A 25,836-nucleotide genomic window follows, 5' to 3' on the forward strand; every position below is an offset into this window, starting at 1 on the left:
CTGTTTACTTAAAACCCGCTTGTTATGTGGTTGTATCATCGTATAGATGGCACGCCACATAATGGCCGTTACCGTAATGCTTCAGTTCCGGCCGTTCCATGGAACATCGGTCATGCGCATATGAACAGCGCGTTCGAAATGCACATCCAGAAGGCGGATTGGCAGGGCTCGGCAAGTCCCCTGACAATTTGATTTTCCCGCGATGGTTCCGAGTGTCTGTTGATGGTATTGATGAAAGTAATGCTTGTGTATATGGGTGAAGCGGGTTCTTGTAAAGTGAATTTTTTGGTGCAGTCTCGGCAATTCGTCCGAGATACATGACAGCTACACGGTCACTGATATGCTTGACGACACTCAGATCATGCGCAATAAACAGATACGTTAAATTGAATTCATCCTGCAAATCAGCCATCAAGTTCAGCACTTGTGCCTGAATTGAAACATCTAGTGCGGATACCGGTTCATCACAAATAATAAATTTCGGATGAAGGGCCAGGGCACGTGCAATACTAATACGCTGACGCTGACCGCCGGAAAACTCATGTGGATATTTCATGCGGTCACTTGCGCGCAATCCAACTTTCTCCAATAATTCTACACTCTTTTCTTTTCTTTCCGATTTACTTGCGGATGATTGCACAAGCAGTGGTTCTTCAATCAGTTCCCCGACACTCATTTTGGAATTCAAAGAGGCAAACGGATCCTGGAAGACAATCTGCATGTTTTTTCGGTAATCACGCAGTTTTCGATTACCCAAATAAGATATGTCATTGTTTTCAAACAGGATTTCACCTTCAGTCGGTTCGAGCAGCCGGAGAATAACACGTCCCAGCGTAGATTTGCCTGAACCTGATTCACCGACGATACCAAGTGTTTCTCCCTTGCTAATTTTTAGTGAAACATCATCAACTGCTTTGACATGCCCGACTGTATGTTTAAAAATACCTCCACTAATCGGGAAGTATTTTTTAATATGGTTGGCTTGCACAAGCACTTCATGATCATTGTTATCAATATTTTCAGTCTTTTCTTTATGTACTTGCTGCTCGGAAACACTCATTTAATGTACCCCCTTATTCGTAGAGAAAACAACGGACTTTATGGTTTGGTTCAATTTCATGTAAAACCGGATCTGATTCGTAACAACGATCCATTACGTGCGGGCAACGCGTAGAAAAACGGCAGCCTCTTGGGAAATTGTGTGCTGGTGGGACGGTTCCTTTAATGGCTCCAAGTCTGTCCATCTCTTTATCAATGTTTGGCAGACTTTCGAGAAGACCGGTTGTATACGGATGTTTCGTATTTTCAAATAACTGTTCAACTGACGTTTCCTCAACAATCTGACCACCGTACATCACAAGGACGCGATCGGCATACTCAGCAACAACGCCTAAATCGTGTGTGATGAGCAGAATGGCCATACCAAGTCTTTCCTTCATCTCTGCCAGTAAATCCAGTATTTGAGCTTGAATGGTTACATCCAATGCAGTCGATGGTTCATCAGCAATCAACAATTTTGGATCACAGGAAATGGCCATGGCAATCATCGCACGCTGGCGCATGCCGCCCGAGAGTTGATGGGGGTATTCATCGATGATTTTTTCCGCTCTTGGAAATCCGACAACTTCTAACAGTTCTATTGTTCGTTGCCGTGCTTCTTTTTTTGACAATTTCTTATGTTTTTTGAGGGTTTCAATGATTTGATTGCCAATCGTATAGACAGGGTTCAATGCGGTCATCGGCTCCTGAAAAATCATGCTGATGTCATTCCCGCGGATTTGAGTCATCTGTTTACCGGATTTCTGCAACAGATTATTATTTTCCAGTGATATCGTGCCTTCGATAATCTTTCCGGGTTTTTGGATGAGTTGCATGATGGATAGTGAGGTGATACTCTTGCCGCTTCCCGATTCTCCGACGATTGCCACGGTTTCTCCGGGGGATATCCCGAAATCAACACCATCAACTGCCTTTGCGATCATGTTATCATCCAGGTAAAAATAGGTTTTTAATCCTTCAACTTCCAATAATGGTTTTTGTGCCATTCGATTCACCTCGGTAAAATATCGTGCTTTTTAAGTCATCATCTATATTCCAAATTATAGCATGATTAGTTTAATTTGCAATACTCTTTTAATTTAAAAATAGGTAATTTTACTTATTGGCAGAAAAATTAAACATAAATTCTATTGTATTCTATGATGGGGACGTTAGGCCTGAACTTTGAGGAAGGAATCCTGAACCAACTATTATATTGCAGAAAAAAAAGTTTACCCGGGGAGTTCCGGATAAACCTCTTCGTTAGTCCGCTTCTTCATCTTCGCTTCTTAACAGCTGCATTCGTTGATTAAATAGGGTCGGATATGATAAATAGCCCAGCATGATGCTGGTAACCACGGCAGTCGTCAATAGAAGGAAAAGGACAAGCAGTTGGAAAAGTACTGCCTGGACAGGGTTGGCTCCTGCAATGATCTGCCCGCTCATCATCCCTGGCAGTTGGACAAGCCCGATGGTTTTCTGGCTCTCGATAGTCGGAATGGTACTCGCCTGAATAGAAGCGATCAGCTGTGAATGGATCGCCTGTTTAGGTGTTCCCCCGAGCGATAAAATGAGTTCGGTTTCGTCCTGATGTGTCTCGATTTCAGATGTGAAACGGTTGAGGAACAGAATGGCCAGGACCATTGAGTTACCGACAACCATACCACTGATCGGAATAATATATTGGGCGGTCGGTGGTGTTACATTTAACCCGAGTAAAATAGCTTGTGTCAGGATTTCAACAAAAATAAACGTAACGACCAGTTTCCAGATGATCCCCTTGATGGCAGCACCTTTTCGCTGGGCATTGTGTGTGGCAGCCACAATCATGAGCGCGACCATCAACACGATATAAATCATGTTTTCAGAATCGAATACAAATTGCAGAACATATCCAACAGCAAGCAGCTGGATAATGGATCTTACCGATGCAATCATTGTATCCTTTTCCAGGCCAAGGTTCAGAACCCTGGATAAAACGAGCGGAATAATGACAAATAACAGTGAAATGGATAACGTCAGAAAGCTCATTCGATTTCACCTCTTACAAATTGCTTGACCCGGTCATTTTGTGGATCTCTCAGAAAACTGCTCTCACCGGTTTCGACCACTTCTCCATTCATCATCACCCATGTGTAGTCGCCGATCGAGAGTGCCTGCTGCAAATTATGGGTAATCCATAGAATCGTCGTACTGTATTGACGGTTAATCTTTCCGATAAGTGCCTCAATATCCTGACGGGAGACACTATCCAATGACGAAGTGATCTCATCAAGCAGCAATATTTCCGGCCGGTTCACAAGTGTACGGGCAATTGATAACTTTTGCCGCTGTCCGCCTGATAAGTCCTTTGTTTTCTTTTGTAAAAACGTATCTTCCAAACCGACTATTTTCAGCAATTCTTTGGCACGATCTTCCGATAATTCTTTTCCTCGTAGTTTTAATGGAAGCTCCAGATTTTTTTGGACACTTCCGGTGATCATGGTTGCTTTTTGCAGAGCAATCCCGACATTCCGTCTTAAGTCGACAGGTTCATAGCTGTCAATATTTTTTTCTTTGATAAAAATGTCGCCTGAATCTGGTGACTGCAGACCATTGCATAATTTGAACAATGTTGTTTTTCCAGCACCTGAAGGCCCGACAAGCGTTGTAATGTTTCCATCCGGAATGGATCCTGTAATGTTTTTTAAAATTTGGTTTTGGGTGCCATCTGCGGAATAATTCACTTGATCAAATCGGATTGCTATGTCGACTGTTGTCATATATGTCACGTCCTTTTTCATTAGATGCGAACCAGTATTTACCTATTACAATGAGATAACAATTATTCAATCAAGGGTAAAATTCGACATAAATATTATAGAATGGATGATAGGATTTTTGAAAGAAAAAGCGGGTGTAATTGTGAAAACACGGATATGCTTTCTAATGATTATCTTAGCCTTCAGTCCACTTTTTATGAATGTAACTCTTGCTGAATCGGATCCTTCAGAACCCTCCTTAGCAAGTGAAGCTGCGATTATGATTGACGCGGAGACTGGTGATGTGCTCTATGAGAAAAACGCCGGTGCTTCGATGTACCCGGCCAGTTTAACAAAAATTGCCACAGCCATTTATGTTATCGAAACGGCTAACCTTGATGATACGGTAACAGTCAGTGGGAACGCCAGACAAGCTGAGGGAAGCAGCGTTTTTCTCGAAGAAGATGAGCAGGTTGCATTAGAGAAGCTTGTCCAGGGGCTGCTGATTAATTCTGGTAATGATGCAGGTGTGGCGATTGCTGAACATGTAGGTGGCAGTGTTGAACAGTTTGTTTCTGACATGAACGGTTATTTGCAAAATAAGATTGGGGTTCAGGATACACACTTTGAAAATCCGCACGGTCTGTTTGACTCCGATCACGTTACAACAGCTCAGGATCTGGCAACAATCACCGAATACGCTATCCGAAATGAAACGTTTCGGGATATATTCGGGACAGTTGAACTTGAATGGGATGGCAAGTCGTGGGATACAACGCTTTTGACCCATCATAAATTGATGCGGGAAATGCCTTATGAGGGAGTTAACGGCGGAAAAACAGGCTTCGTCAGCCAGTCGGGTCATACGTTGGCAACAACAGCTAAAAGAGATGACTTAAACCTGATTGTGATTACATTAAATACCAATCTGCAGGAAGAGGTCTATCAGGATACAATTAATCTATTAGACTACGGTTTTGCAAACTTCAAGCAGTCTGTCATTGAAGAAGGAACAACATTTGCAGCCGGAAACGAAGAATATGAAGCAACAGAAACGCTGACATATACGCAAAAGTTGGACGAACAAGTAAGTGAAGAAGTAAGTGATGATGGCTTACTGAAACTCACTAATCAAGACGGCCAAGTCATTTCTTCCTTCAAGCTGGAAGATGCTGACCAGGAAACATCTGAAAAGTCGGCAGAAAACGATGTTAAGGGGGATTCGCTGCTGGGAAGCAACTCACTTAGGATTGTCATTCCGTTCGTTGTTGTAACGATCGGCATTCTGATTATCGTTTGTCGCTGGAGAAGAAAACAAAGACAGGAAAAAAGGATCTTTATGTAGACCTTAACATGAGATCCTTTTGAATCGGCCGAAACATATGCTGTACATTATCAATTTCTGATCAGATAAGGTTGAAGACTTCCCTATGTGTTGATGATGTTGTTCTTTTTCAGCCTTTTTAATAACAGCCATCTGATGATTCCGCCAACTATCAAGCCGACCGGTAATCCTCCCAGCATAGGCAGCCACATTGGGCCAATCAACTGTCCAAATAAAGTAAAATTCGGCGAAAAAATCAGCCCTAATGTTACAAAATAGGCTGAAAATACAAAGGGTACAAAGGCATATGGTTTACTTTCGCCTTCAGCATCCTTATAAGCGTCCCACATTGCATAAAAATAGAGGCACGGATAGAACATCAGCCACCCGTAATTTGTCTGGTTGATGGCTTCCTGAATTTCGCCGTGAAAGCTTAAAATAATCACTTCATTGAATTTCCCGAATACATTTATAATAAATTCCAGTGCAATCAGTAAAAAACCTTTAAAGTATTTGTGATTTAAAAGCTGTCCAAATCCTGGCAGGGCAATACTCCATAGCAGCATTTCAAGTTTATTCCTGTTTTTCCCATACTGTTTTGCCATATGGTTACCTTTTACTGCAGTTTAATTTGTCTGCTGTAGTTTGTTTCGGTATCCAAACGTTGCTACGTTTCATAGTTGCCCTATTGCCTTCATCATGTATATATTGTTGTTGACCTTTCATCATATTTTCTCCTTTCACAACTCCAACAAACCCGTCCAGCAAAAAAGATCCTAATCTTTGGCAAGTTCATTGCGGTCGACCATCCGGGGTGGTTCTTCAAGCCACCCGTTGTTAATCATAATGTTCGCACCATCTTCGGAATATAACATAATTTCTTCAGCCAGACGCATGTAATGTGATGCCAAATCTCTCCGGATGGTCGTGGACATACTTAATCCGTAAAAGCCGATACCAAGTGTTATCATGCCGGTTGTATGAAACATCATTAATTTATCCGAAAACGGTGCACTGGTTGATTCTGCAGTGACGAACGTATCGGATCCTGTCGGCGAAACGATGTCATTTTCCCTTAAGACCGAGCTGAATATTTCCACATGTTTATTGGCTATCTCCACCCCCCGCTGAAAATACGCACGTACTTCCTTTGATTTTGCCACCTGACTGAATCCGGTAATGGTTGCTGCCCCCAATGCATTTCGCTGGATATTTTCAAACAGGTTGGCTATTTCAACTGTGAGCAATGGCCGGCGCTTACCGAACCATCCTGTCAGGAAGTTTTGCTTTTTGACAAAATCCCGTTCTGTTGGTGCGGGTACATATGGTGGTTTGGTATAGATCCCTTTTGAAAGCGCAATCGCACCAGCATGCTGATGCAGCTTGTTAAAATCGGTAAACCCTTCCGAAAAGTATGCATAAACGTCCTGCCGAGTGGAATAACTGATGGACATGGAATAGGAATGCATGCCCAGAGCCCCCAATTGCAAAATATGCTGAAGGAAATAATTGTCTGAATAAAGCCTTGGGGCATCCGTATTCAGGTCATCATCTGTAAAACCGTATGGGACAGGCATATCTTCTTTTTCGAACATTACCGTTAATTGAGCAATATGGGACTGGGACAAATTGAAGGCTTCCTGGATGATTGAGCGAATAGCGTCATCCTCCACTTTTTCAAGAAAGTACGTTAACACTTTTACTGCTAAACTTGCATTTTGATAGGCTTCCCATACCTGAGACATTTCAGCCGAGGTCAATTTGATGTGTGCCGCCATGGTTTTGGTATCCTCCTTCATAATACATGATGCACATGTTTAGTTTGGCAGGAATGAAAAATCTTATACCGTATAAATCATGAATTTTAGGGAAACCAAAGGGGAGATGAGAGAAATGAGGTAATGGGATGAGATTTGGATCTTTTTTTAAAAATAGGCAAAAGAATGATGAACAGAAGCAGGAACATCCTGCTGAGCTCAAAAAATCTCTGGATCAAAACCTGGCTGTATTAAAACAGTTGATGGAGGAGCCGAATGATCTGGTAATTCGAGCGTTTTCACTCGGACAGACAAACTATCGCTGTGCCATCGTCTATATTGACGGTTTAGTAGATAAGCAACAGATCAATAGCAATGTACTGAAAAATCTTCAGCTATTTGCCGAAAAAACAGATCTTCCTAACGGGGCAGACAGTGTCCTGCATGAAATGGAGAAGGAACTTATTTCGGTTGGTGATGTAATCAAAGCTGATAATCTGGATGAAGCCATCAATGATCTTTTATATGGCAGTACGTTAGTTTATCTGGATGGAATCGATAAGGTGTTAATGATTGGTATGAAGGGATGGGAAACCCGTACGATTATGGAGCCTGTATCTGAGTCATTGATCCGGGGGCCGCGTGAAGGGTTTACGGAAAATTTACGGACCAATACGATGATGATCCGCCGGCAAATCCGCGATCCTGATTTGAGGTTCAAAACATATGATATCGGCAGACGTTCCCGAAAAAAATTAGTTGTAGCCTATTTAGAAGGGGTCGCTCATCCGGATCTGATTAAGGAAGTTAACCGGCGGGTTGAATCGATCGACTTGGACGATGCTCCGGAATCGGGTTTCGTGGAGCAATGGATTGAAGACAGTTTTCTATCACCTTTTCCACAGCTGATGAATACGGAAAGGCCTGATAAAGTATCAGCAGCTATATTGCAGGGAAAAATCGGCATTATTCTTGATGGAACACCATTTGCATTGATTGCCCCTCTTACCATTGGGAACTCCATGCAATCACCTGAAGATTATTATGAACGCTGGATGATTGGATCATTTCTTAGGGGTTTAAGATATCTGGCAGCCTTCATTGCCATGTTTTTACCTGCCTTATATATAGCGCTTCTATCTTTTCATCAAGGGATGATTCCGTCCCAACTTGCCTTTTCGATTGCTGCTACCAGGGAAGGTGTCCCATTTCCGGCAGCTGTTGAAGCGGTCATCATGGCACTGACAATGGAACTGCTGCGTGAGGCCGGGGCAAGGCTGCCCACGACAATCGGCAATACAATCGGGATTGTTGGGGGGCTTGTCATAGGTGAGGCGGCTGTACAGGCAGGTATTGTCAGCCCGATTATGGTCATTGTGGTCGCGGTAACGGCCATTGCCTCTTTTTCCATTCCATCGTATAGTGTGGCGATTTCATTTCGGCTGCTCCGGTTTGGTTTCATGCTAGCAGCTGCCTTACTGGGATTGTATGGGATCATACTTGTTTATATTATGATCAATATTCATATCGTTAATCTGAAGAGTATTGGAGTGCCGTATTCTACCCCATTTTCCCCAAGCTTTTTCAGGGACTGGAAAGATCTTGTTTTGCGGGCGCCGATAACGATGCGTACAAGAAGACCATCTTATTTGAAATCAGATGATAACAAATCCGTCAATAAAGGGGAAACATAGGTTATGGAACGATTTGAATATGCTGATAACTCAATAGGTGACAGGGAAATCCTGGTTGCTGTCCCGTCTATCGTGATCGGAGTTGGGGTATTATCAATGCCGAGAGATATAGCAAGCGCGACGATCGCTGTCGACGGAATTATTACAATCGTTGCTGGAGGGCTGCTGGCTATACTGCTAACATGGTTTACAGCTAAATTAGCATCACAATTTCCGCAGCAAAACTTTATTGACTATGCCTCCCTCATTACAACCAGACCCTTTGGAATCGTGCTGACCTTGTTATTGGCGGTTCAGGGCTTCATGCTGGCGGCTTTTGAAACACGTGTGATTGCCGATGTTGCAAAACAATATTTGTTTGACCAGACACCCTATGGTGCAGTTGGTCTATCATTTTTATTAGTAGTCGTATATGCGATTTCAGGTTCGCGGACAGGACTGTTCCGCCTGAATATGATGTTCTTTCCTATTATTTTGATCATCTCAATACTTGTCATGCTGCTTACAACGGGGCTGTTTGAGGGAGGTAACTTGCTCCCCGTTTTAAAGACGGGTGTCAGCGGGCATTGGGATGCGCTTAAACAAAGCATTTTTTCCTACATTGGGTTTAGTTTTCTGCTATTTTATACGTCGCTGGTCAAGAAACCAAAAAATGTTCCTAAAAAGGCTTGTATCGGCATGTCAGTTGCGGTGTTTTTGTATGCTTTAATCTATGTCATGTGTGTTGCTGTATTTGGCAATCTGGCTGCAGGCAACCTCCTTTACCCCACTATTGAGCTAGCCAAAAATGTGCAAATTCCGGGTGGTTTTTTTGAACGGTTTGAATCATTGTTCTTTGTGATTTGGATTATGGCCATTTTTAATACAACGGCAATGGCGTTCGATGCTGGAGTGTTCGCACTGAATTCCATATTTAAGAAAGACCGGAAAATGCAGTTGATTTTTCTGCTGGCGCCATTGATTTACATTATCGCCATGCTTCCCAATGACATTGCTGAGGTTTCTGCTTTCGGAGTGTTTGTCAGTTATTATGGAACGACCATGACTGCTATTATCACTATATTACTGTTGATGATTGCAAGATGGAGAGGGGTTACGAAGCAATGACTGTGCGCAGATGTTTCCGTATACTACTCTATTTGTCCATGATTTTTGTTTTATCAGGGTGCTGGGACCGGGTGGAAATTGAAGATCGAGGATTTGTGGTCGGTATTACGATCGATTTGGCTGAAAATAGCGGACCTGATGAAAATAAGGTGGCCATTACAAATCAGTTCGTTGTGCCATCCGGTTTAGGAGGACCAAGTCAAGGCGGAAGTGAAAAACAGGCTTTTGCCAATTTAACAGCAAGTGGTAAAAGCCTATTCGCCATTGAAAGGGAAATGGCCACGCTTGTAAGCCGCGCGCCCTTTTTACCACATTTACAGCTTATTGCGGTTTCAAGTGAACTGGCACAGAAGGAAAATCTGTTTTCTGATGTAATGGATCTGTTCATCCGTGATCATGAAATGCGCAGGGAGGTGGATGTTGTAATTGTTGATGGTGAGGCCAAACCAATACTCGATATCCGGCCTGAAAATGAACAATTGCCGGTTATGCATATCCAGTCAATTATGGAAAACAGTTTTAAAAACGCAGGGGTCATCCAGCCGCTAAAGATTGGAGAACTTCATGAACATCTTTTGAACAACAGAAGTTATGTCATTCCGAGAATGATTCAAAATGGAAACACACTGAACTACTCTGGAATAGGTGTTTTCCACGGTGACAGTAACCAAATGGTCGGAACGCTTAATCAGGAAGAAACGAGAGGTTACATTTTGATAACTGGAGAGCAGAACGGCGGCAATGTGAAAGTTGAAACAGATGATGAGCCAATAACGCTGGAGATCATGAGTATTAATAGTTCGATGAAAATAACGGATAAAACGAAAGCGAATATTGGCGTCACTGTCAATACGGAAGTGGAAGCGTTAATTGCTGAAACATTTGGGTCAGGAAATATGACAACGAAGGGGAAAATGAAAGAACTCGAGGGAAAGGCTGAGGCGAAAATGGAAAGGCTTATGAACCAGACGATTCATAAGGTGCAAGAAGAATTAAATGCTGACATATTAGGGGTCAACAGGGTGTTAAATCAGTATCATTATGATTTTTGGCAGGAAATCGAGAAAGACTGGGATCACGGCAGAAACTATTTCAGAGATGCCAGTATCGATGTATCGGCTAATGTCAATGTTCAATCATCCGGTGCTGCGGATCAGACAAAAAATTAGAGGGATGTGTGGTAAGGTATGTGGCAATATTTGATGGAACAGTTACCAGAAATATGGGTACTGGTTTGTGCAGTGCTTGTTTTTGCGATATCCTACACGATTTATAAAGTGAATGAAAAACTGCATAAATTTGGGGATCCTCCTTGGAAAAAAGAGAACGGCCGGCAGTAATAGAAGCAAACCCACCTCCTGTATCAGAAAATCGGCAACAGCCATGCAACGTGGTACAATAAAGTGAAACTTCATTCAGCGGGTGTACTTTCCGCTGAATGATAGTTGAACAGAATCGGACATTTACGGGCAGTTAATCCTACGGTTAAATTTTTGAATATCAAATCAGTTTATAAATGAGGATTTACTGCCCGTTATATGCGGGATAAAGTGAAACTTCATTCAGCGGGTGTACTTTCCGCTGAATGATAGTTGAACAGAATCGGACATTTACGGGCAGTTAATCCTACGGTTAAATTTTTGAATATCAAATCAGTTTATAAATGAGGATTTACTGCCCGTTATATGCGGGATAAAGTGAAACTTCATTCAGTCGGGCGTTTCCCCCCACTGAATGTTAGTTGAATCGAATCGGACATTTACGGACAGTTGCTCTCCGCATAAATTTTTCGCATGTATTAAATCAGGCAGCGGAAGCGTACTGCCTGTTAAGGCGGGATAAAGAATAACAGTTGACCAGGAGGAATAAGATGAAACTGCAAACATACGTGCAATTGGATGCAACGGATATAGCCGAACTGATACAAATGAAGGAAATAAGCCCGGCTGAATTTCTGGAGCTTGCTTTTCAGCGGCTTGATGACCTCAATCCATCGTTGAATGCTGTGATCCATCATCATAAAACACGAGCCATGGCTGATGCGAAAAGTGTGAATACCGAACAACCCTTTGCAGGTGTGCCAATGTTATTGAAAAACCTTTCACAGTCACTTGAAGGTGATCCGCTCACATCTTCCTCGAAACTAATGAAGGAGACAATCAGTAACCAGGACTCCAATTTTGTCGGAAAATTGCGTGATGCCGGGTTTTTGTTTATGGGACATACGAATACACCAGAATTTGGATTGAAAAATATTACCGAACCGGCCTTGTACGGTCCGACACGTAATCCTTGGCATACAAAGCACTCACCGGGTGGCTCCAGTGGTGGATCAGCTGCGGCGATTGCTGCTGGTATTGTTCCGGCAGCGGGCGCCAGTGATGGCGGGGGATCAATCCGGATTCCTGCTTCATTCACCGGGCTCTTCGGGTTAAAACCGACACGCGGACGCACACCGGTCGGGCCTGGTGCTGGACGGCAGTGGCAAGGGGCCTCCATTGATTTTGTGCTGAGCCGGAGTGTGCGTGACAGCGCGGCACTACTGGATATCCTGCAAACGGTTCAGCCTGAGGCGGCATTTCAGACACCGGCATTCCCAGGGATTTACAAAGCGGAGATGGCGACACCATATAAGGAACCGCTCCATATTGCCTATACAACAACATCACCGGTCGGCACACCCGTATCAGATGATGCAAGAGAAGCGGTTGCTAAAACCGTACGCTGGCTGGAAAACACAGGACATATTATCGAGGAAAAGGATCATGATGTTGATGGCGTTCAGTTAATGCAAGACTATTATCTTATGAACAGTGGTGAAATTTCAGCAGTTACAGCCCGACTTGAACGCTCGTTGGGCCGACAGCTGACGCCTGACGATGTTGAATTCGAGACATGGCTATTGCATCAAGCGGGCAAATCGGTATCTGCCGCACAATTTTCAGCCAGTCTGGCCTCATGGGATGTGGCGGCAGCACATATGGCGGCCTTTCACCGGACGTATGACCTTTTCATCACACCGGCAACAGCTTACACAGCACCGGAAGTAGGTGAGCTTACCTATTCACCAACTGAACAACAAGGCTGGCGCGAGAAAATGGAGAAGGCCGATAACACTGAACAGCAGGCGGTCATTTGGGATATATTTTTGCCGAGCCTTACGTATACACCATTCACGCAACTGGCAAATCTGACCGGCCAGCCGGCAATGTCCGTACCTGTACATCTTTCAATGGAAGGTCTGCCATTAGGCGTGCAAGTGATGGCAGGCAAAGGCAGAGAGGACTTGCTGCTGAAACTAGCCTATCAGCTGGAACAATCAGATATTTGGATCGGTATGAAAGGCAATCCCATGCTGAACGTTTAAAATAAAGTCTATTGGCACATAATAAATCTAGCAGTTATTATTTGAAAGAATTTCTGTAAACAAACTTGAACTTCTACTGCTTTTACTTCATAAGTCATCTTTAGTATAGTTAAAATGTAATAGTGTATGCTGGGGAGGAGTTTACTGAATGATGCAGGATACTGTAGTCTATAATGAGAAGATTGAGAGAGTTTTAGACAATGTAAATAAAGTTATGATTGGTAAAGCGGAAGAAGCAACGCTAAGCATTGTTGCCCTCCTGGCGCAAGGTCATATTTTACTGGAAGATGTACCGGGTGTCGGGAAAACGATGCTGGTCAGGGCGCTGGCGAAATCACTGAATTGTGACTTCAGAAGAATTCAGTTTACACCTGATTTGCTTCCGGCTGATGTAACAGGTGTATCTATTTATAATCCGAAAGATCTGGAATTCGAATTTCGTCCAGGGCCGATTCTTGGCAATATTGTGCTTGCTGATGAGATTAACCGTACGTCACCAAAGACACAATCTGCGCTGCTTGAAGGTATGGAAGAAAAGAATGTGACCGTGGATGGCAATACGATTTCGCTAAAAAGTCCATTCTTTGTGATGGCCACACAAAACCCGATCGAGTATGAAGGGACTTATTCGCTTCCTGAGGCACAGCTTGACCGGTTCATTTTAAAGATGAAACTGGGTTATCCTTCAGCCAGCGAGGAAATGCAGATGCTTGAAATGACATCCAAAAACCATCCGATTGAGGACATTTCAGCTGTGATGGAGAAAGAGGAATTGTTGTCTGTTCAGGAAGAAGTTAAAAATGTTTATATTGATCAGAATGTGCAGCGATATATTATCAATCTGGTAAGCGGGACACGGAGTCATCATGCTATTTATCTCGGAGTAAGTCCACGTGGTTCAATTGCTTTAATGAAAGCAGCGAAGGCATACGCTTATATTCATGGCCGTGATTATGTATTGCCGGATGACGTTAAGTATTTAGCACCATTCATACTGGCCCACAGGATCATTTTAAATCCCGAAGCAAAATATGATGGGTTTACGAGTGATTCGATTATTGAACATATCGTCAAAAACACGCATGTTCCGATTCGAAAGGAATTCAATTCATGAACGGTACGCTCAGGTTTGCAGGCAAATTAAGTCTTGTTATCGCTCTGCTCTTGCTGCTTTTGTCCTATGCTATGTTCCAGGGCGGATTTGTAAGCTGGTTTCTGTTTTTTGGCGCTTTACCGATTTTCCTGTACCACCTAGGGCTTTTGTTTTATCCGATAAAAAATTGGCGTGTAACAAGGAGTCTTTCCCGGCACGTCACCAGAGCCGGAGACCATGTGCAGGTGAACCTTCTTATCAAACGATCCATTCCATTTCCATTATATTATTGTATTTGTGAGGAAATTTTCCCGGACTCACTGCAGAAAGTGGATGATTCTCATGAGCGTTATCGCTATCTGGCGCAGCCGGGCAAACTGCACATCGCCCGCAAAATCAAAAAAATCGTCTTCCCAGGATTCCGCCGTGTGATCGAGTTGCCCTATTTTATTGAGCAGCTGCCGCGTGGTGAACATCAGCTGCAGGCAGTGCGGATCCGGACTGGTGATGTATTCGGAATCATTACAAAAGAGCATATTTTTCATGTTGAAGACCAGATAGCAGTTTTTCCAAATGAACGCCCTGTTCAGCTGGGAGAAAACATGAATAGCTATGAGCAAGGGTCAGTTTCCTCACAATCTATAAATCTAAAAAATACAAATGTCGCAACTGGTATCCGGGAGTATACACCGGGTGATAAGTTTTCCTGGATTGACTGGAAGCAGACTGCAAGGAAGAATACTGTCATTACAAAAGAATTTGAACAGGAAAAAAGTACAGATACCGTGGTTGTATTGGACGCCTGCTACCACCAAGGAATCAATGACCTGGCATTTGAAACGGGGATTGAACTGACCATGTCGCTGCTTGGATCAATTCAGAAACGGACGTCACAGGCAGGCTTTTTGTCAATCGGGGGCAATACCGTTTATCTTCCACTGCATCATGATCCAGCCAAGAAAGACTGGATCAAACAGCATTTGACGAGGATTCAGCCTGGTGGAACGATTCGGACTTCTGTGAAATTAAGGGAAGAAATGATGCAAATCACTCCTGGTGCCAATATCATTCTCGTTACGACCCATTTGGAAAATGAATTCCAGAATGCAGTCAGGCAGATCAGACAACGCAACAAAAAATTCATCATTATTTTCATCCAAGCTTCAGAACTAATATCAAAGCATGAACTAAACATGATCAGGCAGCTGCGGGCTGATGGTATCGTGATCAATGTACTGACGGAAAATGAATTAGCCAGGAAAATCATTGAGGTGAGTATTGTATGAGTACAAAAATTCCGTTCCTATACACCTCACTTTTATATATTTGTGCCTTTATTTTATTTCTGGAGTGGCTTTATCCTGTTAATCAAATCGGTGACGTGACGAATATGACGGTATTCATTATATATACACTGTTCTGCTTCTTTATTTCGATGCTTGGTGTGAAATGGTGGCTGTCTATGCCATTGAAAGGATTTGGACTGCTGTTTGTGATTGACAGTCTCTTTATGGCACCCCCGATGTTAAGCAGAATGTGGGTTGAACAATTACTGGCGGAACTCGGGTTCAACCTGAATGCTTTATTTGCGCAGCAATGGTATGAAATGACCCCATTGTTTCGCAGTGTGTTATTTTTGCTGCTGATTTGGATGCTGAGCTACTTATTATACTATTGGTTTATCGTCATGAAGCGCATTTTTATATTCATCTTGCTGACATTTATTTACTTGAGTCTATTGGATACATTTACGGTTTATGACGCAAATGCTGCCATTGTGCGCACGTTTATCGTATCGTTTACAGCATTGGGTATGTCGAATTTTTTCAAAGAGATGAACCGGGAGTCAATCCGTTTCCCGTGGGTGAAAAAAGCTCCAGTGTGGGTAGTTCCGCTTGCTGCGGTTGTTCTATTTTCGACATTAATCGGTTATGCTGCACCAAAATTTGATTCGCAATGGCCTGATCCGGTTCCATTTATCCACAGTGCTGCCGAAAATGCAGGTGGATTAGGCAATGGAGCAGGTATACAAAAAGTCGGGTATGGTGAAAATGACAGCAGGTTAGGCGGATCCTTCGTACAGGATTATTCGCCTGTTTTTCAGGCGGCAGCTCAAGATGAACACTACTGGCGTGTGGAAACAAAGGATGTATATACCGGGAAAGGCTGGGAAAAGTCCCGTGATCCACAATTTGAATTGCAGCAACACAGCAATATTACGTTTACAACATTTTCAGAAAATGTGGAGACAGAAGAATTCAATACCATACTGGATTTTCAGGACGAGCGTTACATGGAAAAACTCGTCTATCCGTACGGTATTTCGCAGGTAGAGCCGGAAGAAAACGTCGATTTGCAATTGGAGAACCGCTTCGGGGAAATCCGGACAGAGCGTAATGGAGATGGAATACATCTTGATCAATATACGATCACTTATGAAACACCGTCATTTGCGATTGATGAACTGCGTGAAGCAAGTCCTGAAGATGATCCGGAGACGATTAAAGAGCACTATACGCAGCTCCCGGACGATTTGCCGGATCGCGTAGGCGAGTTGGCAGCAGATGTGACGGAAGCGGATAACAATCGTTATGATCAGGCCCGTTCCATTGAGTCTTATTTTGGGAGGAATGGGTTTGCGTATCAGATCAGTGATGTGCCTGTTCCTGAAGAAAATCAGGATTATGTCGATCAGTTTCTGTTTGAATCACAGGTCGGTTATTGTGACAATTACTCTACTTCCATGGTTGTGTTGCTGCGGTCTCTCGATATCCCGGCCCGCTGGGTAAAAGGGTTTACAAGTGGCGAAGTTGTTCAGCATGGTGACACAGAGGATGACTATGATATTTATGAGGTAACCAATGCCAATGCTCATTCCTGGGTTGAAGTTTATTTTCCGGGTTCAGGCTGGGTGCCGTTTGAGCCGACACAAGGCTTTTCGAACTTGACTGACTTTCATATGAATTTGGATGAAACAGATCAGGACGATACGGAAGATTCTCCAGACCTGGAGACGCCTGAAGAGCAATCGGAAGAGCAGCTTGAGGAAGAGGAAACAACACCTGCTGCAGCTCAAAACGATAACAACTTTGGCAATTTTGAAATGAATTGGTGGTATGTGCTGATTAGCGTGGCAGTCGCTTCACTGATAGTCTTCCTTTTCTACAGAACAAGATTTCGCTGGAAAACAGCGTATTTATTCCGGAAGCTGCAGCGGAGGAATGATGCCAAAACATTTCAGGATGCCTATCATTGTCTGCTGGATCTGCTCGCACATCAGGGTCTTGCCAAAAAGCCTGACCAGACATTGCGGGAATTCGCCAATCGGATTGACGCTCGTTATAGCACAGATACGATGAATCATTTAACCAAACATTATGAACAAATACTTTATAAAAATGAAGTAAACGATCAGGAAACAGTCAAATTAAGCCAATTATGGAAAAATTTAATGAAGCAGATCATGGCTTGACGCCATCCTGATTGATTAGTAGAATAAATGAGTATTAAAAGATGACTATAATGCCATTCATATATCCTCGATAATATGGTTCGAAAGTTTCTACCGGAGCACCGCAAATGCTCTGACTATGAAGGCGGAATTTCAATAGGTGATGTATGATTCAACCTGGATTTCTGCCTTCGTGTAGCTATAGGCTGCATATTGGCAGGGGTTCAGGTTATTTTAATAGGAGACTGGGCGAACACGAGGATAGCAGTATATATAAATCTTTCAATTTAATCGCGTGAACAACCAACAGTGTCATCATAATGAAGAAAAACGCAGATTTGTTAGGAGCGGACGTACATGGGACAGAACGAAATGATTTTAGTATTAGACTTTGGCAGTCAATATAATCAGCTGATCACCAGGCGTATCAGGGAGCATGGTGTATACAGTGAATTGCACTCCCGTCAGATAACAGCTGAAACGGTCAGACAGATCAATCCAAAAGGTATTATTCTATCCGGTGGTCCGCACAGTGTCTATGATGACAACAGTTTTCGGTGTGATCCGGACATTTTTGAACTGGGGATCCCAATTCTCGGTATTTGTTATGGGATGCAGCTGATGGCGCTGCAATTTGACGGTGAAGTTGCCAAAGCAACAAACCGTGAATACGGCAAAGCTGTCATGGACTTGCAGCAAGATCCACTATTGTTTAAGGATACGCCAAACAAGCAAACGGTCTGGATGAGCCATGGAGATAAAGTCATGAAGGCTCCGGGTTCCTTTCAAATTGACGCAACGAGTCCGTCAACACCAATTGCAGCTATGAGTGATCAGGACCGAAAGTTGTATGGTGTACAGTTCCATCCGGAAGTGCGCCATTCAGAATACGGTCATCAGCTGCTGAAGCACTTTGTTTATGATGTATGTGGCTGTCAGGGTGACTGGACAATTGAAAACTTTATCGAAATGGAAGTTGACGATATCCGGAGTAAAGTCGGTGACCGGAAAGTGTTGTGCGCCCTCAGCGGCGGTGTTGATTCATCGGTTGTAGCCGCATTGATTCATAAAGCCATTGGAAAACAGCTCACATGTATTTTTGTTGATCATGGATTGCTTCGGAAAAATGAAGCAGATGAGGTTACGAAAACATTTGTGGATGACTTTGATATGAATTTCATTAAAATTGATGCTGCTGACCGCTTTTTATCCAAATTAAAACATGTCGATGATCCGGAGCAGAAACGGAAAATCATCGGCAACGAATTCATTTATGTATTTGATGATGAAGCAGCCAAATTAACCGACATCGACTTTCTGGCGCAGGGAACACTTTATACCGATATTATCGAAAGCGGCACGGAAACAGCTCAGACAATCAAGTCGCATCATAATGTCGGCGGGCTTCCTGACAACATGCAATTTGAGCTGATTGAACCGCTCAATACATTATTTAAAGATGAAGTACGTGAACTGGGCCTCCAGCTAGGCCTGCCGGAAAGCATTGTCTGGCGCCAGCCATTCCCTGGTCCAGGCCTGGCAATCCGGGTGCTTGGCGAAGTAACAGAGGAAAAATTGGCGATTGTTCGTGAATCGGATGCTATTTTGCGTGAAGAGATTGCCGCTGCCGGTTTGGATCGTGACATCTGGCAATACTTCACTGTCCTGCCCGATATCCGCAGTGTCGGTGTGATGGGGGATGCCCGCACATATGACTACACAATCGGCATCAGAGCGGTTACGTCAGTTGATGGCATGACATCTGACTGGGCACGGATTCCGTGGGATGTGCTGGAAAAAATATCGACACGTCTGGTAAATGATGTCGAGCATATTAACCGGGTTGTTTATGATGTTACTAGCAAACCGCCTGCAACGATTGAATGGGAATAACGAACGTTGAAAAGAGTTAATAACAAAAATATTCGTATTTTAATTGACGGTATTGAATTTTTATAGTATCTTAATAGTACAATTTAATCGTTGCGTATAATTTCGGGAATATGGCCCAAGAGTTTCTACCGGACCACCGTAAATGGTCTGACTACGCAGGATGAACTATGATGATGAGCATTATGATGTCTCTTCTGATTGCTTTATCTTGCAACGTTTTACAGCACTCTTGCCCCGGCAGGAGTGTTTTCATTTTTTTGCAGAAGATTGTTTTTGTATCGTTTATTGCTATTATCATCACAGTTGGGAATACACTTCGCTTTCCGTGTGGACGAACTATAGGTCTCCTCGCTCTTCTTTCACTGCTGGTACTTGTTTCGGTGGTTTTGCCGCAGAAGTCTGCGTGTAATTCAACTGCTGATTATAAAATAGCCATACTGAAAAGATGGTTTTGTCTATATGAACCCAATTTTGCATATATCAACCGAATTTCAGCAAAATCAACCAATTTTTAAGGGAGGAGAAACATTGAAAAAATATTTTCGCTTTGAAGAATATGGCACGAATTACAAGCGTGAATTCATCGCAGGATTGACCACCTTTTTGGCTATGGCCTATATTCTGTTTGTGAATCCGTCAACATTGGCGCTGGTTGGTGTGGAGGAATTGCCTGAAGGCGTAACGCGGATTGACCAGGGTGCGGTCTTTACGGCTACCGCAATTGCCGCTGCTTTAGGTACATTAATCATGGGTGTACTTGCGAAATATCCGATTGCTCTGGCGCCAGGAATGGGACTTAACGCATTTTTCTCATATACTGTTGTACTGGGATTTGGAATACCATGGGAAACAGCGCTTGCCGGTGTATTGGCATCCGGACTTATTTTTATCGTTTTGACATTTACCGGCCTGCGCCAAAAAGTCATTAATGCGATTCCATCCAATCTGAAAATGGCAGTCGGCGCCGGAATTGGAGTTTACATTGCCTTTATCGGTTTTCAGAATGCGGGAATAATTGTCGGGGATGATGCGACACTTGTAGCATTGGGTGATTTGACGTCACCAACTGTAATGCTGGCTATTTTTGGTATTGTCATTTCGGTTATTTTATTGAGCCTGAATATTAAAGGCGGTATTTTTTACGGGATGATTATTACGGCGGTCCTCGGCATGCTATCCGGCTTGATTGACCCGCCATCCGGTATCAGCGGAATTGTCGGGGAAGTGCCCAGTGTAGCGCCGACATTCGGTGAGGCCATTATGCATTTTGGTGACATCTTTACGATTGAAATGCTTGTCGTTATACTGACGTTTTTATTTGTTGATTTCTTTGACACGGCCGGAACACTTGTGGCGGTCGCTAACCAGGCAGGATTAATGAAAGACAATAAACTGCCGCGAGCAGGAAAAGCATTATTTTCCGACTCTGCTGCCACTGTTGCCGGCTCGGTAATCGGTACATCGACAACAACTTCCTATATTGAGTCGACAGCAGGTGTTGGGGCAGGCGGCCGGACTGGATTTGCATCGGTTGTCACCGCGGGATTTTTTGTCCTGGCATTGTTTTTCTCACCGTTATTGAGCGTGGTAACAGCTGAAGTGACCGCACCAGCGCTGATCATTGTCGGTGTGATGATGTCAGCTTCGTTAAAAGATATCGATTGGGATCAGTTTGAAATTGCGGTGCCGGCGTTTTTAACAGTCGTTTCCATGCCGCTTGCTTACAGTATTGCAACCGGGATCGCAATCGGATTTATTTTCTATCCAATCACGATGTTGCTAAAAGGACGAATGAAAGAGATCAATCCGGTTATGTACGGTTTGTTTGTCATATTTATTTTATACTTTATCTTCCTGAGCTAGTTATAATCGAGCGGAATCATCCCAGGTGGTTCCGCTTTTATTGTTCGCGAACCCGATTTTTGGATGTGAGCGCGTGATAGGTGATCAGGAATATTGCTCCTGCAGCAGCAGAGTAGCCCAATACAGCATATAATGTTCCGCCGCCATACGAATCAATCAGTGCTCCTCCAATAAGTGATCCGGCAATTCCGGATATTCCAAAAAAGATTGCGTAAAACATCAAATGCCCGGTTGACTGCAACAGCTTCGGGATAAGACGTGTAACATATTCAAGTGCAGCTAGGTAAAACACGCCGAAAGTAATGCCGTGCAGAAACTGCAGTATAATAATATAAATCGGTTCATTGACGGCCGCGTAGACAAACCAGCGTACGCTATATAATATACCAGCAATAATAACAAACATAAGCGTATGATATTTGCGAAACCATCTGCCGGCCAAGGCAAAGACCAGTGCTTCACTGGCCACTCCGACAAACCATGCGACACCAACCATACCTTCACTTCCGCCAAGTTGTGTAATATATAATCCGATAAAACTATCACTTGCACGGTGTGTCATGGTGATAAACATGATGAAAAACAAAAACAGCATTAACGGTTTGTTTTGAATAAGCATTTTGATGTCACGAAATTGCACCGGATCTGAATCAACCTTTACATCAGTCAATCTAAAGGTGACAAGAAGCGCGACGGTTCCAAAAAACAAGTAAGGCCAGATCATATACTGAATGCCAATTTCAGTAAGAATTTGCCCCACAATTAACGATGATACCGCAAATCCAATCGATCCCCATGTACGAATCGACCCGAATGATATATTGAGTTCATCTGCACGACGCTGACCTAGACTATCACCAAGCCCGCCGATTGGTGAAGTAAAGAAGTAAAATACGAAACCAGCCAGCAAAATAGCAACAAGACTATTCATCTGAAAAAATACAACACTGCTTATCAGCAGTCCTGAAATACAGATAAATAGTATATATTTTACAGTTTTGTACTTATCACTCATATAACCCCAAAACGGCTGGGCAACAATGGCTGCTAATGGCCCTACTGCCAGCACCCAGCCAATTTCTGTGCCATTTAGTCCTTTATACTCCAGATAAAGCGGCAAAAAACTGATTATAATCGTATTCGTTGCGTGAAAACTGAATAATAGCATTTTTAACGGTGTGAGTGATTGATTGTCCGGCAATGTAGTTCGCTCCTGACTAGAAAACGTAATTGTTTTATGCTGAAACTCTAGTATATTCCAGTAAAAGATTTTAAACAAGGAGCAATGGCGGGGCACCTGCTGAAAAGAGAGTATCAAAAGAAGCACAAAAAGAATCTGCAAAAGAATGGAAATATCGGTAGAAGAAGAGAAGTATCGATAGAAGAAGAGTAATATCGACAGAAGAATGGGAGAAACAACAGGAAATTTTTAACATTAAAGAGGGAGCGGATTTAAACCTGTTCCCCCCATGTTTTCTCAATGTATTCATCACGGCCGGATGCAGCTCGATCCTTTTGATAGTGCTCTGCGTTTTTTTTATAGTAATCCTGATGCTGGTCCTCAGCCGGATAAAAAGTTGAGGCAGGCAAAATCTTCGTAACGATCGGATCCTTGAATTTTCCGCTATCTTCAATCGACTGCCTGGACTGTTCGGCAAGCTCTTTCTGTGCATCATCATGGTAAAAAATAGCTGTCCGGTATGAATCACCACGATCATGAAACTGGCCGCCATCATCTGTTGGATCAATCTGCCGCCAATAGATAGTCAAAATTTCCTTATACGTTATAACATCAGGGTCATAAGTGATTTCGACCGATTCATAATGCCCCGTTGCACCACTTTTAACGTCTTCATAAGTTGGATTGGCAGTATGACCTCCAGTATAACCTGAAACAACACCATAAATCCCGTCCCATTGATCGAACGGTTTGACCATACACCAAAAGCAGCCCCCGGCAAACGTTGCTTTCTTCAACTTGTCTGTCATGTTTGTCCCCCCAAAGAGCAATCAATTTATTCATTTACTATAACATAGATCGAATGGTATAAGGTAACAATTGATATGCAGAAACAAGCCTATTTCATAGTTTCTACTTGGGTAACACAAGGATACTTCCAAAAGTGGACGTGCCGTTTTTCTTTTTCCGTTAATAAAGATACAATAATGACAGGGAAAGGGAGTGGCTCAGTTGACGAAACCAATTGTAAATAAAATCCTGACAGGAAAAGTGAAGCAAATGGGTATTCCCAACGCTGAAAATCGGATGGATCGGCCGTGGCAAAGCGGCATGTTTAAAAAGTCAGTGGATGTTCCACAGTGGCTTGGATTCACGGGATTTTCCGAAGATGAGGTAGCAGATACGAAAAATCATGGCGGCGCGGAAAAAGCCGTCTTCGCTTATCCGGCAACACATTATAGATATTGGCGTGAAGATCTGAAAATGGATGATATCGACATTGGTGCGATGGGTGAAAATTTGGTACTTGAACATGCTGATGAATCAAACGTATGCATTGGCGATACATATCGGTTCGGTGAAAGCGTTATTCAGGTATCACAACCCAGGAGGCCTTGCTGGAAGCCTGCCCGTCGTTACCGGGTGATGGACTTTGCGTTGCGTATTCAGAATTCGGGTCGGACAGGCTGGTATTATCGCGTGCTGCAGGAAGGATATACAAAGGCTGGTATGGAGCTGGAGCTCATTGAAAGGCCATATCCCGAGTGGACAATCGCTGCCTGCAATGATGTCATATATGTGAAAAAGGAAGCGCTTCGTCTTGCTGAGCAGCTAGCATCGTGTGAGTTGCTCGCTGACAGCTGGAAAAGAACACTCCGTAAACGACTGCGTGGAAAGCGGTCATCAGATGAAAAACGTGTGTATGGTCCGAACAAAGCCTAAGAATCATCCGACAGTTGGATGCTTACTTTGCTGCGGCTGCTCTCATCAGATATGAGCCGGTGCAGATGAATGATCACCAACCCATTTTGATAGGTTGCATTGATTTTGTCTCTTCGTACGGGAAACGGCAACGTAATATTTCGTTCAAACACACCTTGAAGGATTTCTTCTTTGACAACTGTTCCACCGGTATAAGCAACATCAATGACGCCTTTCAATTCAAGTGTTGTATGATCAACAAAGATATCAATTTTATTCAGATCTGTTAAACCTGGAATGCTGGCAATACAAATCAGTTCATGATTGTATTGGTAAATGTTGATTTGTGGAATAGTTGGCTTTATAATATTTTCAAATTCATTCCAGAAATGATCACCAAAAAAATGATCCATGTTTTTCCGCCAGTCAGTCATTTGTTTAAATGGATCCATGATGACACCCCATTCTGATAAGAAATGCGCTTATTCCGTATATAACGGGCAGTAAGAACCTCCATTTTTAATGTAAGTAAATATAAGGAAGAATAAATGGAGACTCAGCTATACGTAAATGCCCGATTTGTTCAACTATCAATCAGTGGGGGTGAGACAGACTAGTTCGCCTTGTTCAATGCTTGGCTAGCACGTCCTCTGTATCGAACTCCCACTGGTTGAAGGTTCACTTTACAATGTATGCATCAGCATTATACTAGGTGAATATCATGGTCGTATAGAATAAGAGCTATCATCGGCAGGAGGTATAAAGTTGTTCAGTAATGCATTTATCATGGTGGCCATTATATTAGTAATCAATATTGTTTATGTGTCACTATCCACCATGCGTATGATTCTGACGTTAAAAGGGCGGCGTTACATGGCTGCTTTTGTCAGTATGTTTGAAATCGTTATTTATGTTCTTGGGCTTGGTCTTGTACTGGATAATTTAAATGAGATCCAAAATATCATTGCCTATGCGCTCGGTTTTGGACTTGGTGTGATCGTCGGAACTAAAATTGAAGAAAAACTGGCGCTGGGCTATATTACTGTCAATGTTATTTCATCCGACCCGAATATTGACTTTACACGACAGCTGCGGGAAAAAGGGTATGGTGTAACAAGTTGGTTTGCCTATGGAATGGAGGGCGATCGTCTTGTTATGCAAATTCTGACCCCTCGGAAATATGAACTGAAGCTATATGAAACAATCAAAACGATTGACCCGAAAGCATTTATTATCTCCTATGAACCGAAACAGATTAATGGTGGTTTTTGGGTGAAGCAAGTACGGAAAGGCCGGCTGGTCAACAACCATAATAAGAATAGTGAAGGCGGGACCCCATCAGCAGCACAGCAGTCGATTTCGAAACCGGAGGATAACCGAAAATTATAGCCTGATTACATTCGGTCCGTGTTAATCATCAACTGATATATAGAGTATTATTTATGTTGGAAAAAGGTCTAACCAAATTACCTATTATCTTTGGTTAGACCTGTTTTCTATTTTTCTCCTGGAAAATTGACATTTAATAGTTTTTCTCGCTACTTTATATTACTTTAGGGATAGTACTATTTTATCAATTTTCTAAAAAATCTATCATTATATTTGAAAGCGATTCCGTTTTTGCTAA

At 43.0% G+C, this 25,836-nt stretch carries 22 protein-coding genes and 2 riboswitches; of the genes, 13 read left to right on the forward strand and 9 right to left on the reverse strand.

Annotated elements, in window-relative coordinates; translation table 11 throughout:
- Positions 1 to 22: 22 nt before the first annotated feature.
- The 4 genes from BM195_RS10585 to BM195_RS10600 all read right to left on the reverse strand — a co-directional run bounded on the left by BM195_RS10585 (position 23) and on the right by BM195_RS10600 (position 3,800).
- Positions 23 to 1,060 (reverse strand): ABC transporter ATP-binding protein, encoded by a 1,038-nt coding sequence (locus tag BM195_RS10585; RefSeq protein WP_090237646.1) that lies wholly within the window; start codon positions 1,058 to 1,060, stop codon positions 23 to 25.
- A gap of 13 nt (positions 1,061 to 1,073) precedes the next feature.
- Positions 1,074 to 2,045, reverse strand: coding sequence for an ABC transporter ATP-binding protein (locus BM195_RS10590; RefSeq protein ID WP_090237649.1), 972 nt, complete (start codon positions 2,043 to 2,045; stop codon positions 1,074 to 1,076).
- A 256-nt stretch (positions 2,046 to 2,301) separates the two neighbouring features.
- A complete protein-coding gene (locus BM195_RS10595; RefSeq protein ID WP_090237652.1) occupies positions 2,302 to 3,069 on the reverse strand; it encodes an ABC transporter permease in 768 nt (255 codons plus the stop codon).
- A complete protein-coding gene (locus BM195_RS10600) occupies positions 3,066 to 3,800 on the reverse strand; it encodes an ABC transporter ATP-binding protein (protein WP_090237655.1) in 735 nt (244 codons plus the stop codon). Before BM195_RS10600 ends, BM195_RS10595 begins: the two co-directional genes overlap by 4 nt.
- Positions 3,801 to 3,942: 142 nt before the next feature.
- On the opposite strand from BM195_RS10600, the gene BM195_RS10605 reads away from it, so the two are divergent.
- On the forward strand, positions 3,943 to 5,124 hold the full coding sequence (locus BM195_RS10605) for a D-alanyl-D-alanine carboxypeptidase family protein (RefSeq protein WP_244535738.1): 1,182 nt from the start codon (positions 3,943 to 3,945) through the stop codon (positions 5,122 to 5,124).
- Between the two features lie 83 nt (positions 5,125 to 5,207).
- Here the strand turns inward: BM195_RS10605 and BM195_RS10610 are convergent, their stop codons facing one another.
- Both BM195_RS10610 and BM195_RS10615 read right to left on the reverse strand, forming a co-directional pair.
- On the reverse strand, positions 5,208 to 5,708 hold the full coding sequence (locus tag BM195_RS10610; RefSeq protein ID WP_090237658.1) for a hypothetical protein: 501 nt from the start codon (positions 5,706 to 5,708) through the stop codon (positions 5,208 to 5,210).
- A 171-nt stretch (positions 5,709 to 5,879) separates the two neighbouring features.
- On the reverse strand, positions 5,880 to 6,881 hold the full coding sequence (locus BM195_RS10615) for a DUF3231 family protein (protein ID WP_090237661.1): 1,002 nt from the start codon (positions 6,879 to 6,881) through the stop codon (positions 5,880 to 5,882).
- 128 nt (positions 6,882 to 7,009) lie between these two features.
- On the opposite strand from BM195_RS10615, the gene BM195_RS10620 reads away from it, so the two are divergent.
- From BM195_RS10620 to BM195_RS10665, 10 genes are all read left to right on the forward strand, one after another.
- Positions 7,010 to 8,554, forward strand: coding sequence for a spore germination protein (locus tag BM195_RS10620; protein WP_090237664.1), 1,545 nt, complete (start codon positions 7,010 to 7,012; stop codon positions 8,552 to 8,554).
- Between the two features lie 3 nt (positions 8,555 to 8,557).
- Complete coding sequence (locus BM195_RS10625) at positions 8,558 to 9,661, forward strand: GerAB/ArcD/ProY family transporter (RefSeq protein WP_090237667.1); 1,104 nt, start codon at positions 8,558 to 8,560, stop codon at positions 9,659 to 9,661.
- A complete protein-coding gene (locus BM195_RS10630) occupies positions 9,658 to 10,830 on the forward strand; it encodes a Ger(x)C family spore germination protein (RefSeq protein WP_170848230.1) in 1,173 nt (390 codons plus the stop codon). Before BM195_RS10625 ends, BM195_RS10630 begins: the two co-directional genes overlap by 4 nt.
- 33 nt (positions 10,831 to 10,863) lie before the next feature.
- Complete coding sequence (locus BM195_RS18350) at positions 10,864 to 11,001, forward strand: hypothetical protein (protein WP_170848227.1); 138 nt, start codon at positions 10,864 to 10,866, stop codon at positions 10,999 to 11,001.
- Between the two features lie 530 nt (positions 11,002 to 11,531).
- Entirely contained in the window at positions 11,532 to 13,028 is a 1,497-nt protein-coding gene (locus BM195_RS10635) for an amidase (RefSeq protein WP_090237673.1), read from the forward strand.
- 148 nt (positions 13,029 to 13,176) lie between these two features.
- On the forward strand, positions 13,177 to 14,142 hold the full coding sequence (locus BM195_RS10640; RefSeq protein ID WP_090237676.1) for an AAA family ATPase: 966 nt from the start codon (positions 13,177 to 13,179) through the stop codon (positions 14,140 to 14,142).
- Positions 14,139 to 15,407 carry a DUF58 domain-containing protein gene (locus BM195_RS10645; RefSeq protein WP_090237678.1) on the forward strand — a complete coding sequence of 423 codons (1,269 nt, stop codon included), beginning with the start codon at positions 14,139 to 14,141 and terminating at the stop codon, positions 15,405 to 15,407. The genes BM195_RS10640 and BM195_RS10645 overlap by 4 nt, the downstream gene beginning before the upstream one ends.
- The gene (locus BM195_RS10650; RefSeq protein ID WP_090237681.1) at positions 15,404 to 17,593 is read left to right on the forward strand and encodes a DUF4129 domain-containing transglutaminase family protein; all 2,190 of its coding nucleotides are present in this window, start codon (positions 15,404 to 15,406) and stop codon (positions 17,591 to 17,593) included. The genes BM195_RS10645 and BM195_RS10650 overlap by 4 nt, the downstream gene beginning before the upstream one ends.
- 37 nt (positions 17,594 to 17,630) lie before the next feature.
- Positions 17,631 to 17,732, forward strand: a riboswitch (purine riboswitch).
- 197 nt (positions 17,733 to 17,929) lie between these two features.
- Positions 17,930 to 19,465, forward strand: coding sequence for a glutamine-hydrolyzing GMP synthase (gene guaA, locus BM195_RS10655; RefSeq protein ID WP_090237684.1), 1,536 nt, complete (start codon positions 17,930 to 17,932; stop codon positions 19,463 to 19,465).
- Between the two features lie 72 nt (positions 19,466 to 19,537).
- A riboswitch (purine riboswitch) is annotated at positions 19,538 to 19,639 on the forward strand.
- Positions 19,640 to 19,993: 354 nt separating this feature from the next.
- Complete coding sequence (locus BM195_RS10665; RefSeq protein WP_090237690.1) at positions 19,994 to 21,328, forward strand: NCS2 family permease; 1,335 nt, start codon at positions 19,994 to 19,996, stop codon at positions 21,326 to 21,328.
- 37 nt (positions 21,329 to 21,365) lie between these two features.
- Here BM195_RS10665 and BM195_RS10670 read toward each other — a convergent pair whose 3' ends face one another.
- Positions 21,366 to 22,529 (reverse strand): MFS transporter, encoded by a 1,164-nt coding sequence (locus tag BM195_RS10670; protein WP_090237692.1) that lies wholly within the window; start codon positions 22,527 to 22,529, stop codon positions 21,366 to 21,368.
- Between the two features lie 251 nt (positions 22,530 to 22,780).
- Complete coding sequence (gene msrA / locus BM195_RS10675; RefSeq protein ID WP_090238107.1) at positions 22,781 to 23,305, reverse strand: peptide-methionine (S)-S-oxide reductase MsrA; 525 nt, start codon at positions 23,303 to 23,305, stop codon at positions 22,781 to 22,783.
- Between the two features lie 214 nt (positions 23,306 to 23,519).
- Here msrA and BM195_RS10680 point away from each other — a divergent pair, with 214 nt between their 5' ends.
- Entirely contained in the window at positions 23,520 to 24,230 is a 711-nt protein-coding gene (locus BM195_RS10680) for an MOSC domain-containing protein (RefSeq protein ID WP_090237694.1), read from the forward strand.
- Here BM195_RS10680 and BM195_RS10685 read toward each other — a convergent pair.
- The gene (locus tag BM195_RS10685; protein WP_090237696.1) at positions 24,227 to 24,661 is read right to left on the reverse strand and encodes an Hsp20/alpha crystallin family protein; all 435 of its coding nucleotides are present in this window, start codon (positions 24,659 to 24,661) and stop codon (positions 24,227 to 24,229) included. The genes BM195_RS10680 and BM195_RS10685 overlap by 4 nt on opposite strands.
- A 313-nt stretch (positions 24,662 to 24,974) precedes the next feature.
- Here BM195_RS10685 and BM195_RS10690 point away from each other — a divergent pair, with 313 nt between their 5' ends.
- Entirely contained in the window at positions 24,975 to 25,598 is a 624-nt protein-coding gene (locus BM195_RS10690) for a DUF2179 domain-containing protein (RefSeq protein ID WP_090237698.1), read from the forward strand.
- Positions 25,599 to 25,836 lie beyond the last annotated feature (238 nt).

This window comes from Lentibacillus halodurans, assembly GCF_900112045.1.
Classification (GTDB): Bacteria; Bacillota; Bacilli; order Bacillales; family Amphibacillaceae; genus Lentibacillus; species Lentibacillus halodurans.

What these genes read in the sequence shown, in the direction of transcription:
- BM195_RS10585 (WP_090237646.1), bottom strand. Translation starts at nt 1,060, where the DNA reads ATGAGTGTTTCCGAGCAGCAAGTACATAAAGAAAAGACTGAAAATATT.
- BM195_RS10590 (WP_090237649.1), bottom strand. Translation starts at nt 2,045, where the DNA reads ATGGCACAAAAACCATTATTGGAAGTTGAAGGATTAAAAACCTATTTT.
- BM195_RS10595 (WP_090237652.1), bottom strand. Translation starts at nt 3,069, where the DNA reads ATGAGCTTTCTGACGTTATCCATTTCACTGTTATTTGTCATTATTCCG.
- BM195_RS10600 (WP_090237655.1), bottom strand. Translation starts at nt 3,800, where the DNA reads ATGACAACAGTCGACATAGCAATCCGATTTGATCAAGTGAATTATTCC.
- BM195_RS10610 (WP_090237658.1), bottom strand. Translation starts at nt 5,708, where the DNA reads ATGGCAAAACAGTATGGGAAAAACAGGAATAAACTTGAAATGCTGCTA.
- BM195_RS10615 (WP_090237661.1), bottom strand. Translation starts at nt 6,881, where the DNA reads ATGGCGGCACACATCAAATTGACCTCGGCTGAAATGTCTCAGGTATGG.
- BM195_RS10620 (WP_090237664.1), top strand. Translation starts at nt 7,010, where the DNA reads ATGAGATTTGGATCTTTTTTTAAAAATAGGCAAAAGAATGATGAACAG.
- BM195_RS10625 (WP_090237667.1), top strand. Translation starts at nt 8,558, where the DNA reads ATGGAACGATTTGAATATGCTGATAACTCAATAGGTGACAGGGAAATC.
- BM195_RS10630 (WP_170848230.1), top strand. Translation starts at nt 9,658, where the DNA reads ATGACTGTGCGCAGATGTTTCCGTATACTACTCTATTTGTCCATGATT.
- BM195_RS18350 (WP_170848227.1), top strand. Translation starts at nt 10,864, where the DNA reads ATGGAACAGTTACCAGAAATATGGGTACTGGTTTGTGCAGTGCTTGTT.
- BM195_RS10635 (WP_090237673.1), top strand. Translation starts at nt 11,532, where the DNA reads ATGAAACTGCAAACATACGTGCAATTGGATGCAACGGATATAGCCGAA.
- BM195_RS10640 (WP_090237676.1), top strand. Translation starts at nt 13,177, where the DNA reads ATGATGCAGGATACTGTAGTCTATAATGAGAAGATTGAGAGAGTTTTA.
- BM195_RS10645 (WP_090237678.1), top strand. Translation starts at nt 14,139, where the DNA reads ATGAACGGTACGCTCAGGTTTGCAGGCAAATTAAGTCTTGTTATCGCT.
- BM195_RS10650 (WP_090237681.1), top strand. Translation starts at nt 15,404, where the DNA reads ATGAGTACAAAAATTCCGTTCCTATACACCTCACTTTTATATATTTGT.
- guaA (WP_090237684.1), top strand. Translation starts at nt 17,930, where the DNA reads ATGGGACAGAACGAAATGATTTTAGTATTAGACTTTGGCAGTCAATAT.
- BM195_RS10685 (WP_090237696.1), bottom strand. Translation starts at nt 24,661, where the DNA reads ATGGATCCATTTAAACAAATGACTGACTGGCGGAAAAACATGGATCAT.